Here is a 23,298-nt window from a genome sequence, read left to right on the forward strand (position 1 = left end):
GGTGCTCACGCGTCCTCACCGTCCAACCAGAGCCGGGCACCGCCGTGGCCGAGCCGCAGCAGGAAGCCGAGGACCCCCGCCGTGCCGGTGCCGTACGAGGCGGAGACGCCGATCGCGCTCTCGTCGGCGGGCACCCGCAGGCCGTCGATCAGCGCGGTCCGGGCGCGCAGTTGCCCGGCGAGGTCGACGGCGTGCGCGCGATGGATCGGGTCGTCCAGCGCCTGGGCCAGATCGAGCAGGAACTCGCCGTTGCCCGCCAGGCCGTGGCACGCGGTGGTGCCCGAGTGCCAGCGGGCGCGGTGCACCGCGACGCCCGCGCGCTCGGCCGATTCGCGGTGCCGCGGATCGCCGTCCGCCTGCCACATCCGGATCAGGAACGTGCCGACGCCGGCCGAACCGCTGCACCAGTGGGCCAGCCGCACGCCCGCCGGATCGCCGGGACCCTGCGGCCACCACGCGGCGTCGCCGTCGACGCGCACGGTCCGCAGCAGCGTGCGCGCCGCGGCCCGCGCCCCGTCGAGGCAGTCCTCGCGACCGGTGGTCAGCGCCGCCTCCAGCAAAAACGTGCCGACGCCCGCGACGCCGTGCGCGAAGCCGAGGTGCGCGGCGCCGGCCAACCGGGAATCGAAGTCCTTCGGAACCGGCCACAGGGTCAGGTCGCCGGCCTGCCGGGCCGCGCCCAACAGCGCGTCGGCGCAGGTGAGCGTGCGTCGGCGAAAACGATCGTCGCCGGTGGCCCGCCACATCCGCACCTGGAGCAGACCGGCGCCGGCCGCGCCGTGGCACACGTCCGGGTTGGGCCACACGATCGGCACCCGCAGGGCCGTCTCGACGGCCGACGCGGCGAGTTCGTCGTCGCCCAACAGGGTCGCCGCGTCGTACAGCGCCCACGCCGTCCCGGACCGGCCGAAGTGCAGACCGGGCAGGACCACCGGTTCGGCCGCCGCCCGGTCGCGCAACCACACGGCGCCGTCCTCGACCGCGCGATGCAGCGCGTAGCGCAGCCGAGGTTCGAGTGTCGTGGTGTGCGCGGCCCGGGCCAGCACCCCCAGCACCCCGGCCGCCCCGTATTGCACGCTGCACGGATCCATCGCCGCCGCGCCGGCCGTCATCGGCCACAGCCGATCCACCCGCCCCGGCGTCATGGTCGCGACCAGGTGCGCGAGCCCGTCCAGGAGCAACGCGTCGTCGTCGGGCGGCAGCGGATGCGGCGGCACCTTGTCGCCCTCGGTGTCCGGATGCGGCCGAGGCCCGTCCGGCGCGTCCTGCCGCCCGAGCACGCCCGGTCCGGCAGCCGCAGCGACCGCGGAGCCGTCCGGCCCGCCATCCGCCCGCACCACGCCGCACTCGTCCCCGGCCACGCCCGCGACGAACGCCCCCACCCGCTCCACCGTCCACCGCGCCGTCGCATCCTCGGCCCACAGGCCGCGGATCGCCGGTGCCAGGCGCCGCGCGGTCTCGCCGTGTCGAGCGGCCGACGCCAACCACACGCCGAGCCGCTCCACCGTGTCGCGGCTCGCGCCGACATCCTCGGGCAGCGCCGGGTCGGCGCCGGTGGCCAGCAGGAAGAACAACCCGCCCAGGCTGTACAGATCGGCGGCGGGGTGCACGAGATGCCCACCGTCCGCGGTCGGACGCTGCTCCGGCGCCCGATATCCGGGCGTGCCCGCCGCGCCGGCCCGGGAGCCGATCTCGGCGGCCAACTCCAGGTCCACCAGGCGCACCGAGTGGTCCGGCGCGACCAGCACGTTCGTCGGCGACAGGTCGCGGATCACCAGATTCTCGGCGTGCACGGTGTGCACCATGCGGAGCAGTTCCAGCACGAGGGGTCGGGCCAGGGCCCACGGCACGTCCGGGTCCTGCGCGTGCCGGCCGACCCAGGTGCGCAGCGGCTCGCCCGGCACCCGTTCCTGGGCCAGGAAGATCGTCTCGGCCTCCTCGACCAGCGCGACGTGCCGAGGGGTCAGGCCGGTGTGCGCGAGCCGCCGCATCACCACCGCCTCGTGCCGCAACGCGGCGCACGCGTCCCGCCCGGAGCGGTCCACCTCGATGTGCGCGCGGGCCTGCTTGACCACGACGGCGGTGTCGTCGGTGGTGTCGCGGCCCAGGAACACGCCGCCCTTGGCCGAGTGCCGCAGCGCCGAGGTGACCGCGAAGCGACCCGCGATCAGCACACCCGGCGTCGAGGACGCGGCGGGCGTCCCGGCCCGCGCCGAACGGGCCCGCGCCACCAGCGGATCGGGCGCCCACGCCGGCGGCGTGAACCAGGCTTCCCGGGCGTCGTCCACGGCCAGCCCGTCGGGGTCGGTGAGCACCGCCCGGTAGCCGCCGTCGTTGCCGAGCACCGCACGCCGGCCGAAGCCGCCGTAGCGGTAGTGCACGACGCTGCCCGGTCGGCACGGCCGGTCGGAGAGGATGCCCGGTCCGGTAAGCTCGCGCGTCACCTCGTCGAGGGCGTCCACCAACTCCATGAACTGCTCGTCGTCGTCGGGGTAGATCGTGATGAACTTGCCCGCCGAGGCCCGGTCCGCCTCGCGGGAGTTGAGCATCCGCAACCGCTCCAGGTCGCCGGCGAACTTGAACGCCACCCGGCGCGGCAACAACACGTCGCAGACCCGGCCCAGCACGTGCGGGGCGTCCCCGGTCCGCGCGCTGACGTGGATCTTCCAGCCCTGGGCCCGGGCCGCGTGCCCGGGCGGTCGTACGGTGCACCAGAAGTCGTCCGAGCGCACGTCCCACTCGGCGTTCGCGCCGGCCGCACCGGAGGCACCGGACCCACCGGACGAGCCCGCCGCCGCCTCGCCCCGCCGTGCCCCGCGCCCCTCGTGATCCGATTCCCGGGCACCGACCGCGGCACGGTCGAGCGCGGCACGGACGCGGTCGACCAGGTTCGTACCCGATGCGCCGTGGCCGCCGGTGCGCTCCGCACGGTGCCCACGCGTCGTCGTAGCCATCCCTGGACTTCCCCCTCGACTGTGCCCTCGCGCCCCGGTCGACGATGCGCGTCGCGCTGGTCGACCGGTGCCCGGAAACGGTGTCGAGCGACCGGGTGGACCCGGTCGCCGACGTGGCCCCCGCCTCGGATCGCTCCCCCCGGCGGGTCGGCATGACCGTACGCAGCGCGTTCGGGCCACCTCAACGAGTTGCGGCAGCCTTCACCCCTTCGAGTGAAGTGACCCGCATTGAGGGTTGGTTGGTCAGTTGATCTGCATATTTCCGAACCATTGGCATTCGCGCAGGTCAACAAGAGGACATGGGGACAACCATGCGGCTGGGGATGGGCTGTTCGGGCTACTCGCCGATTCCGCGCTGCTGGGCCAGAATCGCGGCCTGGACCCGGCTGCGCAGGCCCAGTTTGGTGAGGATCCGGCTCACGTGGGTCTTCGCGGTGGCCTCGGCCATGTCCAGGTGCTCGGCGATGCGGTGGTTCGACATGCCCCGGCCCAGGCACGCGAGCACGTCGCCCTCGCGCGGGGTCAGTGAAGCGAGCGCCTCGGGGCCCACCTCGGGCCCGTCGGCGGGACCCGGCCGGGGCGGGCTCGCGAACGCGTGGATCAACCGGCGGGTGACCTCCGGCGCGACGAAGCCGTCGCCGCGCGCGACCAACCGCACCGCCTCGACCAGGCGTTCCGCGTCCACCGTCTTGAGCAGGAAGCCGGCCGCCCCCGCGCGCAACGCGCCGAACACGTATTCGTCCAGGTCGAACGTGGTCAGCACCAGGACGTCCAGGCCCGCCGCGGTCAGCTCGCGGGTGGCGCTGATGCCGTCCAGTCGCGGCATCCGCACGTCCATCAACACCACGTCCGGGCGCAACGACCGGGCCAGCGTCACCGCGGCCTCGCCGTCGGCGGCCTCGCCCACCACCTCGATGCCCGCGGCCGCGTCCAGAATCAGCACCAGACCCGCCCGGACCGCCGCCTGATCCTCGGCGACCAGCACCCGCAACGTGTCGACGTCGCTCACCCGGTCCCACCCTTCGGCCCCGTCGAGGCATTGTTTCCGGCACCGCGCACCACGTCGTCGCCGCACGGGAGTTCGGCCCGCACGTGCCACCGGCCCTCGCGCGGGCCCGCCTCGAACACGCCGCCGAGCAGCGATACGCGCTCCGACATGCCCACCAGCCCCGCGCGGGCGCCGGGCAGCCGGGTGACGTGCTCGGGATCGATTCCGTTGACGCCGGTGATCACCACATCATCGGTGCGATAGGCGAACACCATCCGCAACTCCTGCGGCGTGGCGTGCTTGAGCGCGTTGGTCAGGGTCTCCTGGACCACCCGATAGGCGGCCAGGTCGACGGGTGTGGGCAACTCCCGCACCACCCCGACGACCTCGATGTCGACGATCAGCCCGGCCCGGCGCACGTGCTCGACCAGGCGATCGGTCTCGGCCAGGCGCGGCACCGACACCGGTTCCTCGGGGGTGTTCTCCGAGCGCAGCAGGCCGATCATCCGGCGCATCTCGGTGAGTCCCTGCAGGCTGCTCTCCCGGATCACCTCCAGCGTCTCGCGCAGCCGGGCCTCGTCCAGGGTCTTCACCGACAACGCGGCGGTGGACTGGACCGCCACCGCGCTCAGGTGGTTGGCGATCACGTCGTGCAACTCGCGTGCCATCCGCGCCCGTTCGGCGACCACTGCGGCCTGGTGGTCGAGCTCGGCCAACCGCGCGGTCTGGGTCGCCCGCAATCGTTCCACCTCGGCCTTCTCGCGGTGCTCGCGCACCGAGAAGCCGGTCAGCACGGGGGAGACGCCGACCAGGCCGATGTAGAAGATCGACAGCACGAACAGGCGGAACTCGCCGGTCACCACCCAGACCGTGATCGCGCCCACGACCAGCGCCGCCACGTTGCCGTAGAGCAGCCGAAACGCCAGCCGCGAAGTGCCGTACAGACATGCCGCGTAGAGCACGTCCGACCACATGATCAGGCCGCCGATGGAGGGCCCGAGCGCCATGTCCACGCCTTCGAAGGCGATGGCCAGGAACACCGCGAAGCGCGGCGACGTGCTGCGGTGGCACTGGGCGACGAACAGCAGGAGCAGCGGCGGCAGGCGCAACCACGCGCTCGGGTTCCACACGCTCCAGATCACGTAGGAGTGGGTGGCGAGCAGGACGAGCGCGCCCGCGAGCACCACGCCGCCGATCGCACAGTCGCGGCGGATCGGCGGCGCGAGGCCGGGCAGACGCAAGGGCAGGGGACGCTGCCACGCGGAGGTCGGATCGCTCACGCCCCCATCCCAACATCATTGGGGCGGCCACGCCGACCGTCGACACCGAACGACGGGTCGATCGTCCTGATTCACGGCGATTCCCGCTACTTCGGCTGAAAGCGAATCCCGCCGTCGAGCCGGATCACCTCGGCGTTGAGGTAGCTGTTGGTGAGCAGTTCGTACGCCAGCGAGGCGAACTCCTCCGGCACGCCCATGCGCTTGGGGAAGAGCACCTGCTGTCCCAGGGTGTCCTTGACCGACTGCGGCGCGGCGGCGAACAGCGCGGTGTCCATGGTGCCGGGCGCGATGGTGTTGACCCGTACGCCGATCGCCGACAGGTCGCGCGCGACGGGCAGCGTCATGCCCGCGACGCCCGCCTTGGAGGCGCCGTAGGCGGCCTGGCCGATCTGTCCGTCGAAGGCGGCCACCGACGCGGTGCACACGATCGCGCCACGCTCGCCGTCCGCCTGCGGCGCGGCCGCGGCCATCGCGGCGGCGGCCAGTCGGATCGTGTTGAAGGTGCCGATCAGGTTGAGGCGCACGATGAACTCGAAGGAGGCGAGCGGGTGCGGCGAGCCGTCCCGGGCCACCGTGCGGGCGCCCATCCCGGTGCCGGCGCAGGAGACCAGCGCGCGCAGCGGCGCGAGCGCGACGGCCGCCTGGACCGCGGCCTGGACCTGCTCCTCGTTCGTGACGTCGGTGGCGACGAAGGTGGCGCCGATCTCGGCGGCGACCGCCTTGCCGCGCTCCTCGTTCTTGTCCGCGATCACCACCGCGGTGCCGCCGGCCGCGAGCCGGCGCGCGGTGGCCTCGCCGAGCCCGGAGGCCCCGCCGGTGACGATCGCGGACGCGCCTGTGAGGTCCAGCATGAGCGTTCTCCCCTCGCCTGTTCTTGACTGAGGCAAGCTATTGCATGGGGAGGGGAGTCGGCCAGGGGAACTGACGAGGCGTCAGTTACCCTCCGGCGCCGGTCGTGGGCGTCGTCACGGTCACCGACACGATGGTCCCGACCGCCACCACGTCGCCGGATTCGGGATTCGAGCCGGAGACCACGTCGGTCCGGGAGGCCCCGCCGGGGATCCCGATGTCCAACCGGGCATTGCGCAGCGCGGTGCTCGCCTCGGCCACGGTCAGCCCGGCCAGCGGCGGAACCGTGGTCTTCGCGGGCGTGGTGGGCGAACCCGGGCCGGTGGGCGTCGTCGAGGCCGACGGCCGGGTGATCGGCGGTGTCGTCCGGACCCCCGACATCACCACGACGACCGATGCCTTGTCCCGGTCCACCTTGCGCCCGGCCGCCGGGTCGGTGGAGGCGATGGTGCCGCCGCTGCCCTTGACGGTGCCGCGGAAGCCCCGCTCGCGCAGCAGCGCGACGCCCTGCGCCTCGGTCATCCCGACCACGTTCGGCACGGTCAACTTCTCCGACGCGCTGGTACTGGCGCTCGGCGAGACCGAGTCGGACGGCTCCGGCGTACTGGTCACCGGCGCCTCGGTGGTCGGCCCGGCGGCCGGCCGGGTCCCGGTCGCGGACGGGCCGGCCCCGGTCGGATTCGTCTTGGCGGCCGGCTTCGTGTCGTCCGAACCCGCCATCGCCATCCCGACCAACACGGCCACCACGATCGCGGCCACCGTCGCCGCCACGGCGGCCGCCACCCGGCCCCGCCGCCCACCGCCGCGGCGCTCACGATCGTCGTGATGGGCAGCCGCTCCCGCCCCCGCCGCCCGCCCGCCGGAATCGGCACGGTCGTCGGCGAGCACCCGGATCGAGAACGGCGCACACGCCGCCACCCGCATGTCCCGGGCGGAGACCACCCGCACCGGGACGTCGCTCTCCTCGACCACCCGGGACGTCTCCTCGAAGGCGCTGCCCCCGCTGTCCGCCCCCAGCGTGCCCAGCCCGAACAGCCCGCTCGGCGGGACCTGCTCCGCGATGTCCGCAGGCACCGTGTAGACGATCGTCCACACCCGCGTCTCGCCCGGATACACGTCCGGCGGTCCCGGCCGGTCCAGGCCGACCCGCCGGCCCACGTCCCGGGGCAACTCGAAGTCGTAGCGGTCCGGCGCACTGCCCGCGTTGCGCAGGGTCAGCGTCACCATCACGGTCTGGCCGGGAACGGCGGTGGCACGACGAGGCTCGCACCAGGCCTGCACCGCGCACTCGGGATCACCCGCGCGCTGCCCGTGCAGGTCGGTGCCGCATTGTTCGCCCGGGCAGTACGCGTCCGTCTCCGGATAGGGCGTACCGCACAGCAGACAGTGCACCATCGTCGTCGTCCCCCTCGTCGTCGTACGACAGTGCGAGCCTGCCTACCGCACAAACGCTTCGGATGGGATCGACTTCACACAATCCGAGGGCGGTGCGGTGCACTGTGTCACCGCCCGTCCGGGATGCCCGAATCCGGGGTGGCCACCCGGAGAGGTAACCTCCCTTCGTGCCCAAGCTCTCCGACGTCGTCAGCGCCCTCGAACGGATCTACCACCCCGGTTGGGCCGAATCCTGGGACGCGGTCGGGCTGGTCTGCGGCGACCCGGACGCGTCGGTTCGCACCGTGTTGTTCGCCGTCGACCCGACGCAGGCCGTCGCCGACGAGGCGCTCGCCCGCGGCGCCGACCTGCTGGTCACCCACCACCCGCTGTTCCTGCGCGGGGTGCACTCGGTCGCCGCGACCGGCTTCAAGGGCCGCGTCGTGCACACGCTGATCACCGGTGGTTGCGCCCTGCACGTCGCGCACACCAACGCCGACGCGGCGGCCCCGGGCGTCTCGGACGCACTCGCCGCCGCCCTCGGACTGACCGTGACCGCGCCGCTCGACCCCGTGTCGGCCGACCCGGGCGAGTGTCGCGGGATCGGTCGGATCGGCGAGTTGGCCGTTCCCGAGACGCTCGCCGCGTTCGCGGCCCGGGCCGCCCGCGCACTGCCCCGCACCGCGACCGGCCTGCGGGTGGCCGGGGACCCGGACCGCCCGGTGCGTACCGTGGCGGTCTGCGGCGGCGCGGGCGACAGCCTGTTCGACGCGGTCCGCCGCAGCGGCGCCGACGTCTACGTCACCGCCGACCTGCGTCACCATCCGGCGTCGGAGGCACTGGAACACGGCGGCCCCGCGCTGCTCGATGCCCCACACTGGGCCACCGAGTGGCCGTGGTTGGCGTACGCGGCCGACGAACTCGCCCGTGCGCTCGCCGCAACCGGTACTACGGTGGAAACCCACGTGTCGGAACTAGTCACGGACCCATGGACGTTCCACACTCCGCATCCCTGAGCATCGCGACGGGGCGGAGGTCCGACCGGCCCGCCGGTTGCCCGCACGCTCGCCAGTCGCCCGCAGAACCGAACCCACCCACCGAAAACGCACCGGGTGGCGGGTGGGAGGCAACCTCCCGCCCACCCGAGCCGCATCCAAGGAGCCCCCGCTGAACGCCGCGCCCGCCGACCAGCTCCGCCTGCTCGACCTCCAGGCCCTCGACTCGCGAATCGATCTGCTCGCCCACCGCAAGCGCACCCTGCCGGAGAACGAGGAGATCGACCGCCTCGGCTCCCGGCTCGCCCGGCTGCGTGACCTCGTGGTCGCGGGCGAGACCGAGGAGAGCGACGCGGCCCGCGACCAGACCAAGGCCGAACAGGACGTCGACCAGGTCCGCAAGCGCGCCGAACGCGACCAGCAGCGCCTCGACTCGGGCCACGTCACCTCGCCCAAGGACCTGGAGAACCTCCAGCGCGAGGTGGCCTCGCTCGCCAAGCGCCAGGGTGACCTCGAAGAGGTCGTCCTGGAGGTGATGGAACGCCGCGAGGACATCCAGGGTCGGCTGACCAAGCTGGTCGCCGAGCGGGACGAGGCACAGGCCGCACGCGACGCCGCGGAGTCCCGCCGGGCCGTCGCCGAGGCGGAGATCGACACCGAGGTGGCCGCCACCGTCAAGCAGCGCGCGGTGATCGCGGCGGCGATCCCGGCCGACCTGATCAAGCTGTACGAGAAGATCCGCGAGCAGTCGCACGGTGTGGCGGTGGCGCCGCTGTTCCAGCGTCGCTGCGAAGGCTGCCGACTGGAGCTGGGGATCACCGACCTCGGCGCGATCCGCGCGGCCGCCGCGGACGCGATCGTGCGCTGCGAGAACTGCCGGCGCATCCTCGTCCGCACGGCCGAGTCGGGCCTGTGAGGCTCGTCGTCGAGGCCGACGGCGGCTCCCGGGGCAACCCGGGCCCGGCGGCCTACGGTGCGCTGGTGCGCGACGCCGGGACCGGCGAGGTGCTGCACGAGGTGGCCGAGGCGATCGGTGTGGCCACGAACAACGTGGCCGAGTACCGCGGGCTGATCGCGGGCCTGACCGCGGCGCACACGATCGACCCGACGGCGACCGTCGAGGTGCGGGCCGACTCCAAGCTCGTGGTCGAGCAGATGTCGGGCCGCTGGAAGATCAAGCACGCCGACATGCGCGACCTGGCGACCAGGGCCCGGGGCATCCTGCCGCCCGGGCAGGTCACCTACACCTGGATCCCCCGGGAGCAGAACAAGCACGCCGACCGGCTGGCCAACGAGGCGATGGACGCGGCCGCCAAGGGCCGGACGTGGACCCCGCAGGAGTCCACCGCGTTCGCGACCCCCAAGGCCGCGCCGCCGGTCCCGGACGAGCCGGTCACCACCAAGGTGCGCCCGACCGCCCCCGGCTGGGGCCCGGACCTGGGCCGCCCGACCACGCTGGTCCTGCTGCGACACGGCGAGACGGTGCTCACCCCGCAGAAGCGCTTCTCCGGCACCGGCGCCGACCCCGACCTGTCCGAGCGTGGTCGTCGGCAGGCCGAGCGCGCGGCCGAGGCGTTCGCCGAGCGCGGCACGATCGAGGCGATCGTGTCCTCGCCGCTGGGCCGCTGTCGGCAGACCGCGGAGGCGGTCGCGCAACGGCTCGGCCTCAAGGTGCGCGAGGAACCCGGCTTCCGGGAGACCGACTTCGGGAGTTGGGAGGGGCTGACCTTCGCCGAGGCGCGCGAGCGCACCCCGGACGCCCTGGACGCGTGGCTGACCTCGGCGGACGCGGCGCCACCCGGCGGCGAGAGCTTCACCGAGGTGGCCCGTCGGGTCGAGGTGGCCCGGGACAAGACCATCGCGCGACACCCGGGCAGGACCGTCCTGGTGGTCACCCACGTGACGCCGATCAAGACGCTGGTCCGCATCGCGCTCGGCGCGCCGCCGGAGTCGATGTTCCGGATGGAGTTGTCGGCGGCGGCGATCAGCGCGGTCCAGTGGTGGTCGGACGGCAACGCGTCGCTGCGGGTGTTCAACGAGACCGCTCATCTGCGCGGAGTGTGACCTCGCGGGTGGTGTCGAACAAAAGTTTGACGCCACCGCCGGAGGTGTGGCATAGTCGAAAGCGCCTTCAGCGTGCCCGCCAGTAGGATTCCGGGCGGACCACGCGGAGGACCAAGCTTCCGAAAGCCCCGAGCCGACCCGGCCGGGGCTTTCGTCGTACCGGAGTGCGGCGATGGGCCGGGTGTGACAGGACGGTCCGGCGGCGGGCATGCCACTCTCCAGGAGTGGCTGTTCCCGCCGCCGGAGCGGCCGGCCGGTGCGTCGTGGGCGCACCGGCCCGGCTCACACGTCGGTGATGCGCAGTCCCGCGTGGGCCTTGTAGCGGCGGTTGGTCGAGATGAGGTTGGCGGTGAGCCCCTCGACCTGACGCGCGTTGCGCAGCCGACCGGCGTACACCCCGCGCATCCCGGGGATCCGCGACGCGAGCGCCTGGACCGCGTCGGTGGCGTCGCGCTTGTCGCCGAGCACCATGATGTCGGTGTCCAGGGATTCGACGTTCGGGTCGAGCAGCAGCACCGCGGAGACGTGGTGGAAGGCGGCGGTGACGGCCGAGTCGGTGAGCACGGCGGCGGCCTGCTGCGCGGCGCTGCCCTCCTCGACGTCGAGCACGTACGCGCCCTGCTTGTCGAAGCCCATCGGGTTCACGCAGTCGACGACGATCTTGCCCGCCAACTCGCTCTTGAGGGCGACGAGCAGGTCGCGGTGCCCTTCCCAGGGCACGGCGATGATCACGATGTCGCTCTCCGCCGCACAGGTGGCGTTGTCCGCGCCGCGGACACCGGCACCGAGCTCCGCCGCGGCGGAGCCGGCCCGTTCGGCGCTGCGCGAGCCGATGATCACTTTCTGGCCGGCGACGGCCAGGCGGTACGCGAGACCGCGGCCCTGCTCGCCGGTGCCGCCGAGGACGCCCACGACCAGGTCGTCGATGTTCGGCAGGTCACGCGGGTCGCGCTTGGGGGACGAGGGGGTTGTCATGGCGTGATCCTGCCGGCCGGAACCGCAGAGGACACGGGGTCGGCGCTCGGATGAAGCCGAGGTCACACTGGTTTTCGGCTGTGCGGGCCGATTCACTCCGAAATAGCACTTATATATGACAAGTGGGACGAACCGTGTTCTCGTGGAGGAGAAAACTTTCTCTTCACCCTCCAAGGAGACGCAGTGCCGGCCAAATTCATTGTCACCAAGGGACGCTCCGGCAAGTACGGCTTCGTCCTGGCAGCCGCCAACGGAACGACGATCATCAAGTCGTCGCCCTATCGGACCAAGCGCGAGGCGCTCACCGCCGTGCGCTACATCCAGCGCAACGGCGACACCGAGACCGTCGACGACCGCACCGTCGCGGCCGCCGCGTCCCGGGCCCAGGCCCCGAAGTCCGCGGCCACGTCCCGCCGATCCCCGGTCGCCCGCACCGTCACCCGACGCGCCGGCACGGTGCGCCGGAGTGCGGCCAAGAAGTCGACCACCGCGAAGGCGCCGCCTCGAAAGGCGGATTCGCGAAAGGTCCCGAGCAGGCCCTCGGCCACCCGAAAGGCGGTATCCAAGCCGGCCGCCTCGCGTACCCGAAAGGCCGTATCCCGAACGGCCGGTTCGCGAAAGCGAATCGCGGCCCGCGCTCGCGCCTGATCCACGCCCACCCCTCCCTTGATCGCCGGTTTTCGGATCACGCGCGCAAACCCTGCTCCATTCGGGGCTAGCGTGCATGGACGGGAAAACGATCGAGTAGTCCCGGGGCTTCGGCCCCGGGCGGAGGAGGTGGGCGCGTGGACGCCGGCACCACCCTGGCGGCCTGGTCGCAGGGAATCGCGCAGAGCCAGGGATGGACCCAGTTCTCCGAGCTGATGTTGTCCTTCGTGCTCTCCAGCGTGATCGGCGTCGAGCGCGAGATCCAGCAGAAGAGCGCGGGACTGCGCACCCACGCGCTGGTCGGCGTCGGCACCACGCTGTTCATGGAGATCTCCAAGTACGGCTTCGCCGACGTGCTGCCCGTCGGCCACGTCGGCTGGGACCCGTCCCGGATCGCCGCCCAGGTGGTCTCCGGCATCGGCTTCATCGGCGGCGGCCTGATCTTCGTCCGCCGCGACACGGTGCGCGGCCTGACCACCGCCGCCGTCGTCTGGTTGACCTGTGCGATCGGCATGGCCTGCGGCGCGGGCCTGCCGTATCTCGCGGTCGGCGTCACCGCGCTGCACTTCGTGGTCGTCTACGGCTATCCGCCGATCATCCGCAGGATCGGCGGGGTTCGGGCCCGGGCGGCCGAGATCAGAATCAGCTACCTGCCCGGATGCGGCGTGCTCCCCGCGGTCCTGGTCGCCTGCACCGGCGCCGGTTTCACCGTGGTGGACGTATCCGTGCACACCCGCGACGACCGCGCGGAGGATCCCGGGGAGACGTCCGCGAACGCGCCCCGGGCCTCGGCGATGGTGTTGCTCCTGGAAGGCGCGGCCGAGCCCACCGAACTGCTCTCCGGCCTGTCCGAACTGCCCGGAGTGCTCACCGTGGGCGGCGGCCGGGTCCCCGAACCCGCCGAGTGACCCGACCGCGGGCCGCGTGTCCACCCGGCGCCCGCGCTTCGCTCAGCGGCGCCCGGGGTCGTTCCAGTTGGGGTCGTTCTCCCACGCCTGATTGCGGGTCTTCGCCGTCTCCAACGCGTTCGCCGCCTCCCGGCGGGTCGCGTACGGCCCGAGCCGGTCGCGCGCCGGGCAGTCCGGACCCTCCTCGACCGCGCCGTGCCTGATGCAGTAGTACCACTCGCCGGCGCGCCCCTCGGGCCTGCGCCACAGCCTGAACTTCACGGCCCGTCCTCCACCCACTCGATCCCTGCTCGCCACGACGCGTCGGATCCGTCGTATCGATCGCCGCGTCGGTCGCGGCGCCGGCTACACTCGCTGGTTATGGCGATTCTCGTACCCGGTAAGGCGACCCCCATCCGCTCCGTTCCCGCCGACATCCCGCGGCCGGAGTATGTCGGGAAGCCGGCGCCGACCCCGTACACCGGGCCCGAGGTGCAGGACGCCGAGACGATCGAGCGCATGCGCGTGGCCGGTCGGATCGCGGCGGGGGCGATGGAGGCCGCCGCCGCGCACATCGCGCCCGGGGTGAGCACCGACGAGTTGGACCGGGTCGCCCACGAGTACGTGCTCGACCACCACGCCTACCCGTCCTGCCTGGGCTACCGGGGTTTCCCGAAGACCATCTGCACCTCGATCAACGAGGTGATCTGCCACGGCATCCCGGACACCACCAGGCTCGAAGACGGCGACATTGTCAACATCGACGTGACCGTGTTCATCGGCGGTGTGCACGGCGACACCGACGCGACCTACCCGGTCGGCGACGTGGACGAGGAGTCCGCGCTGCTCGTCGAGCGCACCCGCGAGGCGCTGAACCGGGGCATCAAGGCGGTCCGGCCGGGTCGGCAGATCAACGTGATCGGCCGGGTCATCGAGTCCTACGCGAAGCGCTTCGGCTACGGCGTGGTCCGCGACTTCACCGGCCACGGCATCAACAGCTCGTTCCACTCCGGCCTGATCATCCCGCACTACGACGACGAGCGGGCGACCACCGTGATGGAGCCCGGGATGACCTTCACCATCGAGCCGATGCTGACCCTGGGCAGCTACGACTACGACATGTGGGACGACGGCTGGACCGTGGTCACCAAGGACCGCAAGCGCACCGCGCAGTTCGAACACACCCTGGTCGTCACCGACACCGGGGCCGAGGTGCTGACCGTCGTGTAGTGCGGATCGGACGGGCTCGATGCCGTGCGGGGCGCGGGCAGTAAGGTTTCGCGAGATCTCCTCCTGCCCGCTCCCCCGGAAGAGTTGCCGAGTACCGATGCGCATACCCCGCGCGGCGGCCGCGACCGCCGCCCTGCTCGTGACGGCGCTCGCCGCGACCGGCTGTGTCGCCGTCCACGGTTCCTCGACGCCCGTCGAAGCCCTGGACCGGCGTGCGGCCGGCAAGGTGCTGCACGACTACGAGGTACAGAACAACCAGGCCTACGCCAACCGCGACCTGCCGCTCAACGCCCGGGTCGAGACCGGCTCGCTCGGTGCGCTGGACCAGGCCGGTCTGAAGATCCTGAGCTTCACCGACCCGCGCGGGAATCTGGGCAAGACCCCGATCACGCACGAGCGGCCCGAGTACCTGATCCCCAAGGTGATCGGCTGGCCCAAGTGGTTCGCCGTGCACAGCACACCGAACTTCAACAACGCCAAGCCGCAGTTGCTGGTGTTCGTCAAGGCGAACCCGGACGCGGTGTGGCAGGCCGCGTGGGGTCCGACCCTGCAGAGCCCGCTGCCCGAGTTGGCCAAGGACGCCGACGGCTACCTCGAACCGGTCTCCCCGACCGCCCCGGGACTGGCCGCCGCCCCCGGCGAACTGGCGCCCATACTCACCGAGTTCCTCAAGGACGGGAAGACGCGCGCGGAGTTGTTCGGGCCCGACCCCTACACCGCGCAGTTGCGCCGGCAGCGGGACGAGCCGATCGGCGAGGGCTTCGTCCGCCAGACCGTGGACAGCGCGGCGAACCAGTTCCCGCCGCTCGCGGTGCGCACCAAGGACGGCGGCGCGCTGGTGCTCTTCGCCCTCCAGCACAGCGTCAAGCTCACCGTGCAGCCGCCGCGCCGACTCGGTGACGTGGACCCCTCGACGCTGACCTTCCTGACCGGCAAGCCGGTCCGGGCGGTCACCGAGCACCGGCTCTCCGAATACGTCGCGGTGGTGCCCAGGGCCGGCGGCAAGGTGCAGCTCGTGGGGTGGATGTACGGCCTGGTCGGCGCCGACGGCGAGTGAAGCCGCCGGTGCCGGGCCGGCCGGTGGGTCCGGCTACATCCAGCGCACGTCGCCGGCCGTCGCGCCCACCGTGTCGCACGCGTCGGTGAGCACGTCCAGCACCCGAAGCGGGTCGGGCAGCGGGAGTTCGGGGCCGCGGATCCAGCGCACCGGCTGTCCCGAGGGGTGTTGCGCGGACGGGACCAGGACGTAGCTGCCGCGGCAGTGCCAGCGCAGGCCCGGATGCGCGTCCAGCGTCTCGGGATGGCAGTCCAGTTCGCACGGCCACCACTCGTCCTCGTCGGCGGGCGTGCCGCGGGTCGCGGTGAAGAACAGCGTGCGCTCGGGGCCGCAGGAGGCCACCGGGCCGATCTCGATGCCCTGCTCGGCGAACACCGCCAGGGCGATCTCGCCCGCCCGCGCGGGTACGTCCAGCACGTCGTGGCCCGCACCGGTCGCGGTGACGAAGTTGGCCTCCGGATACAGCTCCAACCAGCGCGCCACCTGGACCGGATCGGTGGACGCCTGGGTCTGCCACGCGAACGAGACCGGATGCATTCCCGGCGCCGGACAACCCACCCGGTCACAGGAACAGCCGAAGCCCACCGGGTGCGCCGCCGGACAGACGGGCCAGCCGCGCTCGACCAGGTCCATGAGCAGTCCGGCCCGCCGGTCGCGCGCGGCGTCCGGGTCCTCACGCGGTCGACGGCGCAGCCATCCGGCCATTCTGCCCATTCGCTCCATGGAACCCCTTCTTCCGCGTGCGTTTCATACGCGCCCCACCCGGCGCCTCTGCGTATACAACGCGGAAGAGCGGCCCGGGCAATCCCCATCATCGCGGGTAGCTCGAGTCGATGTGCCGACAGGGTTCGCAGGTGATCGGAACGACGCCTGTCCGGCACCGCGAACCCGCGAGAAATGTACATCGCGGATCGCTTCGCTTCGGTGCGCCGCCCGCAAACGACGACCGCCTCGTTCCCGGGGATCGGGAACGAGGCGGTCGCGTCGGCCCTCGACCGAGGACGGGGGCCGGGGCGGGTGATCAGCCCGCGTTGACGCAGGTGTTGCCGAACGTCGGGTTCAGCACGCCGATCAGGATGTCCACGGTGTTGCCGCAGATGTTGACCGGGATGTGCACGGGGACGGCGATCTGGTTGCCGGAGACGACGCCCGGCGACCCGACGGCCGCACCCTGGGAGTCCGCGCTCGCGTTGGCCACGCCCGCGCCCATGGCCGCGATGCCACCGGCGATGGCCGCGACGGCGGCGACCTTCTTCATGTTCGTCACAGCGTTCGTTCCTCCACGTCACTGCCGACCAGATTCGGCAGACTGATCAACGACGCGGTGGCGAAGTGGCAACGCGGGGCGGACGAGATTCACTCGTTCACCCCGCGTTGCGGACCGCAGCTACCTGATCTTGCCGGTTTGGTCCGGGCAGAACGCGGGCATCGCGGCGCCCACGAGCATGGCCTTCTCCTGCAGGGCGTTCACCGCGGTGACCTTCGTCGAGGTCTCCACCAGGGACTTCCCCGACTTGAGGTCGGAGCAGGCCTGCTTGCCCTGGGCCACCAGGTCGGCGTCCGACTTCGACTTCGTCGCCGGGATGAGCATGTGCACCGTGGTGAGGAAGTTGTCCTCGCCCAGCGCGCCGCCGCCCAGTCCGGGCACCGAGGTCGAGTCGTCGTCGGGGTCCGGCTCGGGCGCGGTGGTGCGCTTGGTCGGCTTGGTCGACGGTGTGGCCGACCCGGACTTGCCGCCGGTCGACGCGGTCGCCGACGAGGTCGAGGCGGCCGAGCTCTTCTTGTCGTCGTCGCCGCCGGACAGGCCGATCGCGGCGACCACGCCGACGACCGCGAGCACCGCGACCACCGAGACGCCGATCCACAGGCCCTTGCGGCTGCGGCCGGGCGGCGGCGGGTAGCCGGCGCCCTGCGGGTAGCCGTTCGGGTACTGCGGTTGCCCGTACGGGCCCGGTTGTCCCTGCGGGTATTGCGACTGCTGGTACTGACCCGGGTATTGGTCCTGGCCGTGCTGCTGCTGGCCCGGGTACGGCTGTTGCCCGTACTGCGGCTGGCCGTACGGCTGGTTCGGGTCCTGGCCGGGCGGCGGCGGGTAACTCACTCATCCCCCATGGATGTCGGATCGTCGACTCCGCCGGGCTCGACGCACGGATCATCCAAAAGTAGGACGAAATGCTTTGGTTTTTGCCTGCGGAGGAAGCGTCAGGATCATGAAGCTCCCTTGATTTGTCAAGGTGAGGCAAGGTCAGGCTTGGTTCGATCGCAACCGTTCGGACGGTGGTCGAGTTCAGACCGCGGCGACCACGATGTCCAGTGCCCAGGGCGTGCCGCCCTGCTTGGGTTCGGCCGTCTCCACGGTCCAGCCCAGTCCGCCCAGTACCTCGGCCAGTTCGGCCGGATTGCGCGGTTCGGCACCGGAGACCAGCAGATCGCGGGTCACCCGGCCCTTGGTCGCCTTGTTGAAGTGGCTCACCACCGAGCGCTTGGCCACCCCGTCCACGACGCGCTCGTGCAACACCCGCACCGTGGCGGTCCGCTCGGCGACCGCGCCGGTCGGCTTCCAGGCCGCGCCGTACGCCGCCGAGCGCAGGTCCAGGACCAGTTCCTCGCCCGCGAGCCGCGGCAACACCGGCGTCATCGCCGGGCGCCACCGGCCGGCCAGCGCACCCATGCCGGGCAGGCGAACACCCATCGAGCAGCGGTACGGCGGCACCCGGTCGGTCGGCCGCAACGCGCCCCACAGCCCGGAGAAGACCAGGATCGAACCGGCCGCGCGCGCCGCCGCCGCACCGGTGAGCGAGGGCAGGTCCAGGGCGTCGTAGAGCACGCCCGTGTACAAGGTGGCCACCGGCAACGCGGGTGCCTCGCGCAGGTCGAGATTGCGCAGCACCTCGCCGTGCAGCTTCGGGCCGAGGCCGAGCACTTCGAGGGCCTTGAGCTCGTCGCCCTCGCACAGGGTGATCAACGAGTCGAGCACCTGCCGCCGCACGGAGTTCAGTTCCGGCATCGAAAGGCTCGCGAGGTCGAGCGCGGGGCCCGTCCCCGTAGCGGCCTTGCCCTCGGAGGGCGGCAACAACACGAGCACGGGCGGGACTCCAAGCGGCGCGGACCGGACAGGGGACCGACCAAGTTTATGGGGACGAGCCGGACCGAACACGACGCGGCGGCGCCGGGCGGGCGGGCGAAAAGCCGTGAAAATCCTTCGCACCGCAGCGGATCTTTCCTAAGCTCGATCCGTGCCTCGTCGCCATCTCCACATCAGGTCCGCCGACGGTGACCGCCTGCGGGCCGGCTTCACCCGTCTGCGTGCGGACCTCGGGCTGCCGGGGCCGTTCTCGCCGCAGGTGCTGGCGGAGGCGGAGGCGGCTGCCCGGCGCGGGCCGACCCTGGCTCGTCGGGACCTGACGGGGTTGCCGTTCCTGACCATCGATCCGGCCGAGTCGATGGACCTGGACCAGGCGATGCACCTGGTCCGTACGGACACCGGCTATCGGGTGCACTACGCGATCGCCGACGTGGCGGCCTGGGTCACCCCCGGCGGTGCGCTGGACGCGGAGACGATGCGCCGGGTGGAGACCCTCTATCTGCCGGACGAGCGCATCCCGCTGCATCCGCCGACCCTGTCCGAGGCGGCGGCCAGTCTGCTCCCGGGGCAGGATCGGCCCGCGCTGGTGTGGGTGCTCGACCTGGACGCGTCCGGCGACCTGATCGGCACCGACGTCTTTCGCGCGCTGGTGCGCAGCCGGATCCGGTTCGACTATCCGCAGGTGCAACGCGCCATCGACGCGGGCATCGCCGAGGAGCCGTTGGCGCTGCTCGCCGAGATCGGCCGGCTGCGCGAGCTGCTCGAGAGCGATCGCGGCGGGGTGAGCCTGCCGATCCCGGAGCAGGAGATCGTCGAGCACGGCGACTCGTGGCGCCTGGAATACCGGGCACCGATCCCGGCCGAGGGCTGGAACGCGCAGATCTCGCTGCTCACCGGCATCGCCGCCGCCGACCTGATGACGTATGCGGGCGTGGGCATCCTGCGTACGTTGCCGCCACCGCCGCCGGAGGCGCTGGCCCAGGTCCGCCGGGTCGGCCGGGCGCTGGACGTGGCCTGGCCCGAGGGCGGCACGTACGGCGCGGTGATCCGCTCGCTCGACCCGGACAACCCCCGGCACGCGGCGTTCCTCCAGGAGGCCACCGGACTGCTGCGCGGGGCGGGCTACACCGCGTTCGACGCCGGCGTGCCGGAGCAGGCCGGACACGCGGCGGTGGCCGACGAGTACGCGCACGTGACCGCTCCGCTGCGGCGCCTGGTCGACCGGTACGCGGGCGAGATCTGCGTGTCGCTGGTCGCGGGTACCGACGTGCCCGAGTGGGTGGGCGCCCGGCTGCACGAGCTGCCGAAGGCGATGGAGACCGGCGACCGCCGGGCGCACGAGGTCGAGCGCGAGGCGGTGTCCCTGGTCGAGGCGGTCGTGCTCGCCGATCACGTCGGCGACGAGTTCGACGCGGTGGTGGTGGACCTGAACGACCGCGGCGACGGCGGGACCGTGCAACTGGCCGAGCCGGCCGTGCGAGCCCGCTTCGACGGCACGGGCCTGGGGCTGGGCGAGCGGGTCCGGGTCCGGCTGACCGAGGCGGACGACTCCCGGCGAAGGGTGCGGTTCGCCCCCGCTAGGATGGCCGGTACGGCGGACGAGTCGGCCGGGCGGCCGCGTCGGGATTCCTCCTCGGAGGGTTCCGCCGAGGAACGTCCGGGCTCCACAGGGCAGGGTGGTCGGTAACACCGACCCGGGGTGACCCGCGGGACAGTGCCACAGAAAACAGACCGCCGGCGTCCTCGGACGCCCGGTAAGGGTGAAACGGTGGTGTAAGAGACCACCAGCGCCCGAGGTGACTCGGGCGGCTAGGTAAACCCCACCCGGAGCAAGGTCAAGAGGAGTACGCCTGCGAAATGGCGTGCTCTGCGCGAACGTTCGAGGGCGGCCCGCCCGAGTTCGCGGGTAGACCGCTGGAGGCTGTCGGCAACGGCAGTCGTAGATGGATGGCCGCCTCCCCGGGCGCCGCAAGGCTCCCGGGAGACAGAACCCGGCGTAGAGGCCGACTCGTCCGTCGGCAATCCGACCAGGGCCCCTGATCCGCGAACGCGGGTCGGGGGTCTTTTCGCGCAATGGGCGACGGTACGGCGGCGCGCGCGGGGGGACCGGTGGTCCGTGCGCTGGTGGCACGGCCGGTGACGGCACGAGGCCCGGCGCCATCCGATCGGATGTGCCGGGCCCGGTGCCGTCCTGCGTCGTGGGGGACCGCTGGGGTCAGGCCAGCGAGGCGGCCCAGGTGCCCAGCGGGCGGGCGACCAGTTCGCCGGCGTTGTTGTCGATCGCGTCCTGCAGGCCGGCCAGGACGTGGGTGACCATGCCGGCGGTGGCCGGGTCGGTGAGCACGTGCTGTACGTCGGCCTCGACGCCGAGCCGGGTGTGCACCTCGGGGACGGAGATCTCCGGGCCGGAGACGACGAAGTTGTTCAGGTCCCGGAGCAGGGTCTTGAGCTGGATCAGCGCGCGGATGCCGCCCTGCACGCCCGGCGAGGCGGAGATCGCGACGATCGACTTGCCGGCCAGCACGCCCTGGGCGTACGGACGCGAGGCCCAGTCCAGCGCGTTCTTGAGCACGCCCGGCAGGCTGCGGTTGTACTCGGGGGTGGCGATGATCAGGCCGTCCGCATCGGCGATCGCCTCGCGCAGGCGCACCACGGACGCCGGCGGGTCGGCCTCCAGGTCCTGGTTGAAGTGCGGGAGCTCGTCCAGACCCTTGTACACCTCGATCTGCATGCCCTCGGGGGCGAACGGCTGGAAGGCGTTCAGGAGCGCGGTGTTGAACGACTGGGCGCGCAGCGAGCCGGAGATGGCCAGGATGCGGGACATGGGGTCCTCCGTGGACGGCGAGACGGGGCGAAGCAGGTTGTTGAACGTTTAACAATGTAGCGCGGCTTTGTTGTGGATTCAACTTCCCTCGGATTTCCGGGCCCGACTCGCGCCTTCCGTGCCGTCGGCGGCCGGTGCCGCGGCCGGTTCGGCGGGGGCGACAATGGAGCCGTGCCGCGCCCGTATCGCCGCGGTCGTTCCTCGTTCGCACCCGTCTGGAGCCCCCCGCCATGCCCCGCATCGTCGTCCTCGCCGTGATCGTGTGCGTCCTGGCGCTCGCCGCCGCCGTGGTGGCCTTCGTCAACGGAAGCTGGCTCGGCGTGCCCTTCGTGCTGCTCGCCGCGCTGGACGGGAACCTCGCCTTCTACTACCTGCGCCGGCACCGGGTGCGCCGTTCGCGTGAGGTCGCCGCGGGGGCCTGAGTCGGGGCGGGGTCGCTGTCGCCGCACACCGGGCGTCCCCCGTATGGGTGGATGCCGCCGGGCGATGGCGTGTCGCCGGCTGATTCGAACAAGAGTTCGGGCTACGCTTCCCCCGACGTTGTCCACAGGCGTGGGCCGGTCGTGCCTCCGTGTCGGTGCGACGGGTTAGCGTTCAAGGTGTGAAGCGAACACCACAGACCGGCAAGGCGGCATCCATGGCTGGACAGGATCGCGAGAAGGCGTTGGAGAACGCCCTCGCCCAAATTGAACGACAGTTCGGGAAGGGTTCGGTGATGCGTCTCGGCGACGAGGCGCGTGCACCGATCGAGGTCATTCCCACCGGTTCGATCTCGCTCGACGTGGCACTGGGCATCGGTGGCCTCCCGCGTGGTCGCGTCGTAGAGGTCTACGGCCCGGAAGGCTCCGGCAAGACGAGCCTGGCACTGCACGCGATCGCGAGCGTGCAGCGGGCCGGCGGCATCGCGGCGATCGTCGACGCCGAGCACGCGCTCGACCCGGATTACGCGCGGAAGCTGGGCGTCGACACCGACGCCCTGCTGGTGTCGCAGCCGGACACCGGCGAGCAGGCGCTGGAGATCGTCGACATGCTGACGCGCTCCGGCGCGGTCGACATCATTGTCATCGACTCGGTGGCGGCGCTCGTGCCGCGCGCCGAGATCGAGGGCGAGATGGGCGACTCGCACGTCGGCCTCCAGGCCCGACTGATGAGCCAGGCGCTCCGCAAGATCACCGGTGCGCTCAACCAGACGAACACCACCGCGCTGTTCATCAACCAGCTTCGCGAGAAGATCGGCGTGATGTTCGGCTCGCCGGAGACCACCACCGGTGGTCGGGCGCTGAAGTTCTACGCGTCCGTGCGTCTGGACATCCGACGGATCGAGACGCTCAAGGACGGCACCGAGGCGGTCGGCAACCGCACCCGGGTCAAGGTGGTCAAGAACAAGCTGGCCTCGCCGTTCAAGCAGGCCGAGTTCGACATCCTCTACGGCGTCGGGATCAGCCGCGAGGGCGGCCTGATCGACATGGGCGTCGAGCACGGCTTCGTGCGCAAGTCCGGCGCCTGGTACACGTACGAGGGCGACCAGCTCGGTCAGGGCAAGGAGAACGCGCGGAAGTTCCTCAAGGACAACCCCGACCTCTCCGACGAGATCGAGAAGAAGATCAAGGAGAAGCTCGGCGTCGGCCCGCGGGTCGACGTGCCGGCGGAAGCGGAACCCGAGGAGGGCTGAGCTCGTGGGTCGCCCTGCCGGCGAGTGGTCGAACACGTGGGGGGACGGATCCGAGGCCGGACCCGTCTCCCCGCCGGTCGACCCGGCCGAACTGCGGGCCGCGTTGGCGGCCGTCGCGGCGCGTGCCACGACGGGCGATCGGGTCGGCCGCGGTGCCGCCGAGCGCCGCAACACCCGCCGAGCCGGCTCGACGCGACGCGACTCGGGGGAGCGCGCGGCCGGCGAGAACGAAATCGGCGATCGGAACGCGGGGGACGACGGCTCGGGGGCCGACGTCCACGACGCGGACGAGCGGACCGCGAGTCGGCGGTCCGACGGTGATCGGGACGGGCGGAGCAAGCGCGCGACGCCGGCCGGCAACTCGCCCGAGACCTCTTCCGCCTCCGCGCCGGCTACGGCCTGACCCGAGCCTGGCC

21 protein-coding genes, 1 other RNA gene and 2 pseudogenes are annotated in these 23,298 nt (G+C 72.1%); 12 read left to right on the forward strand and 12 right to left on the reverse strand.

Going from position 1 to position 23,298, the window contains the following annotated elements:
- Window positions 1–5: 5 nt before the first annotated feature.
- The 5 genes from lanL to ACFXMF_RS29405 all read right to left on the reverse strand — a co-directional run bounded on the left by lanL (window position 6) and on the right by ACFXMF_RS29405 (window position 7,466).
- Window positions 6–2,954 carry a class IV lanthionine synthetase LanL gene (lanL, locus tag ACFXMF_RS29385; protein ID WP_379988381.1) on the reverse strand — a complete coding sequence of 983 codons (2,949 nt, stop codon included), beginning with the start codon at window positions 2,952–2,954 and terminating at the stop codon, window positions 6–8.
- A 337-nt stretch (window positions 2,955–3,291) separates the two neighbouring features.
- The gene (locus ACFXMF_RS29390) at window positions 3,292–3,963 is read right to left on the reverse strand and encodes a response regulator transcription factor (RefSeq protein ID WP_360310217.1); all 672 of its coding nucleotides are present in this window, start codon (window positions 3,961–3,963) and stop codon (window positions 3,292–3,294) included.
- Window positions 3,960–5,222 (reverse strand): histidine kinase, encoded by a 1,263-nt coding sequence (locus ACFXMF_RS29395; RefSeq protein ID WP_360310215.1) that lies wholly within the window; start codon window positions 5,220–5,222, stop codon window positions 3,960–3,962. Before ACFXMF_RS29395 ends, ACFXMF_RS29390 begins: the two co-directional genes overlap by 4 nt.
- A gap of 86 nt (window positions 5,223–5,308) precedes the next feature.
- Entirely contained in the window at window positions 5,309–6,073 is a 765-nt protein-coding gene (locus ACFXMF_RS29400) for an SDR family NAD(P)-dependent oxidoreductase (protein ID WP_360310213.1), read from the reverse strand.
- 85 nt (window positions 6,074–6,158) lie between these two features.
- Window positions 6,159–7,466 (reverse strand): PASTA domain-containing protein, encoded by a 1,308-nt coding sequence (locus ACFXMF_RS29405; protein ID WP_379988380.1) that lies wholly within the window; start codon window positions 7,464–7,466, stop codon window positions 6,159–6,161.
- A 167-nt stretch (window positions 7,467–7,633) separates the two neighbouring features.
- Here ACFXMF_RS29405 and ACFXMF_RS29410 point away from each other — a divergent pair, with 167 nt between their 5' ends.
- From ACFXMF_RS29410 to ACFXMF_RS29420, 3 genes are all read left to right on the forward strand, one after another.
- On the forward strand, window positions 7,634–8,461 hold the full coding sequence (locus ACFXMF_RS29410) for a Nif3-like dinuclear metal center hexameric protein (protein ID WP_360310209.1): 828 nt from the start codon (window positions 7,634–7,636) through the stop codon (window positions 8,459–8,461).
- Window positions 8,462–8,612: 151 nt separating this feature from the next.
- On the forward strand, window positions 8,613–9,356 hold the full coding sequence (locus ACFXMF_RS29415; RefSeq protein WP_360310476.1) for a C4-type zinc ribbon domain-containing protein: 744 nt from the start codon (window positions 8,613–8,615) through the stop codon (window positions 9,354–9,356).
- Window positions 9,353–10,504 carry a bifunctional RNase H/acid phosphatase gene (locus tag ACFXMF_RS29420; RefSeq protein WP_360310207.1) on the forward strand — a complete coding sequence of 384 codons (1,152 nt, stop codon included), beginning with the start codon at window positions 9,353–9,355 and terminating at the stop codon, window positions 10,502–10,504. The genes ACFXMF_RS29415 and ACFXMF_RS29420 overlap by 4 nt, the downstream gene beginning before the upstream one ends.
- A 282-nt stretch (window positions 10,505–10,786) precedes the next feature.
- On the opposite strand, the gene npdG is transcribed toward ACFXMF_RS29420, so the two are convergent.
- The gene (gene npdG, locus ACFXMF_RS29425) at window positions 10,787–11,479 is read right to left on the reverse strand and encodes an NADPH-dependent F420 reductase (protein ID WP_360310205.1); all 693 of its coding nucleotides are present in this window, start codon (window positions 11,477–11,479) and stop codon (window positions 10,787–10,789) included.
- A gap of 183 nt (window positions 11,480–11,662) precedes the next feature.
- On the opposite strand from npdG, the gene ACFXMF_RS29430 reads away from it, so the two are divergent.
- Both ACFXMF_RS29430 and ACFXMF_RS29435 read left to right on the forward strand, forming a co-directional pair.
- A complete protein-coding gene (locus ACFXMF_RS29430; protein WP_360310203.1) occupies window positions 11,663–12,127 on the forward strand; it encodes a DUF1508 domain-containing protein in 465 nt (154 codons plus the stop codon).
- Window positions 12,128–12,264: 137 nt separating this feature from the next.
- Entirely contained in the window at window positions 12,265–13,035 is a 771-nt protein-coding gene (locus tag ACFXMF_RS29435) for an MgtC/SapB family protein (protein ID WP_360310201.1), read from the forward strand.
- Between the two features lie 42 nt (window positions 13,036–13,077).
- Here the strand turns inward: ACFXMF_RS29435 and ACFXMF_RS29440 are convergent, their stop codons facing one another.
- Window positions 13,078–13,296 (reverse strand): hypothetical protein, encoded by a 219-nt coding sequence (locus tag ACFXMF_RS29440; protein WP_360310199.1) that lies wholly within the window; start codon window positions 13,294–13,296, stop codon window positions 13,078–13,080.
- 99 nt (window positions 13,297–13,395) lie between these two features.
- Here ACFXMF_RS29440 and map point away from each other — a divergent pair, with 99 nt between their 5' ends.
- A complete protein-coding gene (gene map, locus ACFXMF_RS29445) occupies window positions 13,396–14,244 on the forward strand; it encodes a type I methionyl aminopeptidase (RefSeq protein WP_360310197.1) in 849 nt (282 codons plus the stop codon).
- A gap of 97 nt (window positions 14,245–14,341) precedes the next feature.
- On the forward strand, window positions 14,342–15,301 hold the full coding sequence (locus tag ACFXMF_RS29450) for a hypothetical protein (RefSeq protein WP_360310195.1): 960 nt from the start codon (window positions 14,342–14,344) through the stop codon (window positions 15,299–15,301).
- Window positions 15,302–15,334: 33 nt separating this feature from the next.
- Here ACFXMF_RS29450 and ACFXMF_RS29455 read toward each other — a convergent pair whose 3' ends face one another.
- The 4 genes from ACFXMF_RS29455 to yaaA form a co-directional block, all read right to left on the reverse strand.
- Window positions 15,335–16,024, reverse strand: coding sequence for a bifunctional DNA primase/polymerase (locus ACFXMF_RS29455; RefSeq protein ID WP_360310193.1), 690 nt, complete (start codon window positions 16,022–16,024; stop codon window positions 15,335–15,337).
- Between the two features lie 298 nt (window positions 16,025–16,322).
- A complete protein-coding gene (locus ACFXMF_RS29460; RefSeq protein WP_379991997.1) occupies window positions 16,323–16,559 on the reverse strand; it encodes a chaplin in 237 nt (78 codons plus the stop codon).
- Between the two features lie 129 nt (window positions 16,560–16,688).
- On the reverse strand, window positions 16,689–17,402 hold the full coding sequence (locus tag ACFXMF_RS29465) for a DUF732 domain-containing protein (RefSeq protein WP_360310191.1): 714 nt from the start codon (window positions 17,400–17,402) through the stop codon (window positions 16,689–16,691).
- 186 nt (window positions 17,403–17,588) lie between these two features.
- Complete coding sequence (gene yaaA, locus ACFXMF_RS29470; protein WP_360310189.1) at window positions 17,589–18,386, reverse strand: peroxide stress protein YaaA; 798 nt, start codon at window positions 18,384–18,386, stop codon at window positions 17,589–17,591.
- A gap of 358 nt (window positions 18,387–18,744) precedes the next feature.
- Between yaaA and ACFXMF_RS29475 the strand changes: the two are divergent.
- Both ACFXMF_RS29475 and rnpB read left to right on the forward strand, forming a co-directional pair.
- Window positions 18,745–19,905, forward strand: a pseudogene (locus ACFXMF_RS29475) (RNB domain-containing ribonuclease); the annotation flags it as partial.
- Between the two features lie 80 nt (window positions 19,906–19,985).
- An RNA gene (gene rnpB / locus ACFXMF_RS29480) (RNase P RNA component class A) lies at window positions 19,986–20,401 on the forward strand.
- Window positions 20,402–20,601: 200 nt separating this feature from the next.
- On the opposite strand, the gene ACFXMF_RS29485 is transcribed toward rnpB, so the two are convergent.
- The gene (locus ACFXMF_RS29485) at window positions 20,602–21,210 is read right to left on the reverse strand and encodes an NADPH-dependent FMN reductase (protein WP_379991996.1); all 609 of its coding nucleotides are present in this window, start codon (window positions 21,208–21,210) and stop codon (window positions 20,602–20,604) included.
- A 230-nt stretch (window positions 21,211–21,440) separates the two neighbouring features.
- On the opposite strand from ACFXMF_RS29485, the gene ACFXMF_RS29490 reads away from it, so the two are divergent.
- The 3 genes and pseudogenes from ACFXMF_RS29490 (at window position 21,441) to ACFXMF_RS29500 (ending at window position 23,285) form a co-directional block, all read left to right on the forward strand.
- Complete coding sequence (locus ACFXMF_RS29490; RefSeq protein WP_360312749.1) at window positions 21,441–21,632, forward strand: hypothetical protein; 192 nt, start codon at window positions 21,441–21,443, stop codon at window positions 21,630–21,632.
- 215 nt (window positions 21,633–21,847) lie between these two features.
- Window positions 21,848–22,861, forward strand: a pseudogene (gene recA / locus ACFXMF_RS29495) (recombinase RecA); the annotation flags it as partial.
- A 25-nt stretch (window positions 22,862–22,886) separates the two neighbouring features.
- Window positions 22,887–23,285, forward strand: a complete 399-nt coding sequence (locus tag ACFXMF_RS29500) for a hypothetical protein (RefSeq protein ID WP_380020850.1) — start codon at window positions 22,887–22,889, stop codon at window positions 23,283–23,285.
- Window positions 23,286–23,298 lie beyond the last annotated feature (13 nt).

The sequence above is a fragment of the Embleya sp. NPDC059213 genome, from assembly GCF_042754445.1.
GTDB lineage: Bacteria > Actinomycetota > Actinomycetes > Streptomycetales > Streptomycetaceae > Embleya.

Coding starts and splice junctions, on each gene's coding strand:
- ACFXMF_RS29485 (WP_379991996.1), bottom strand. CDS start 21,210: ATGTCCCGCATCCTGGCCATCTCCGGCTCGCTGCGCGCCCAGTCGTTC.
- lanL (WP_379988381.1), bottom strand. CDS start 2,954: ATGGCTACGACGACGCGTGGGCACCGTGCGGAGCGCACCGGCGGCCAC.
- ACFXMF_RS29400 (WP_360310213.1), bottom strand. CDS start 6,073: ATGCTGGACCTCACAGGCGCGTCCGCGATCGTCACCGGCGGGGCCTCC.
- ACFXMF_RS29405 (WP_379988380.1), bottom strand. CDS start 7,466: ATGGTGCACTGTCTGCTGTGCGGTACGCCCTATCCGGAGACGGACGCG.
- ACFXMF_RS29455 (WP_360310193.1), bottom strand. CDS start 16,024: ATGGAGCGAATGGGCAGAATGGCCGGATGGCTGCGCCGTCGACCGCGT.
- ACFXMF_RS29490 (WP_360312749.1), top strand. CDS start 21,441: ATGCCCCGCATCGTCGTCCTCGCCGTGATCGTGTGCGTCCTGGCGCTC.
- ACFXMF_RS29450 (WP_360310195.1), top strand. CDS start 14,342: ATGCGCATACCCCGCGCGGCGGCCGCGACCGCCGCCCTGCTCGTGACG.
- map (WP_360310197.1), top strand. CDS start 13,396: ATGGCGATTCTCGTACCCGGTAAGGCGACCCCCATCCGCTCCGTTCCC.
- npdG (WP_360310205.1), bottom strand. CDS start 11,479: ATGACAACCCCCTCGTCCCCCAAGCGCGACCCGCGTGACCTGCCGAAC.
- ACFXMF_RS29460 (WP_379991997.1), bottom strand. CDS start 16,559: ATGAAGAAGGTCGCCGCCGTCGCGGCCATCGCCGGTGGCATCGCGGCC.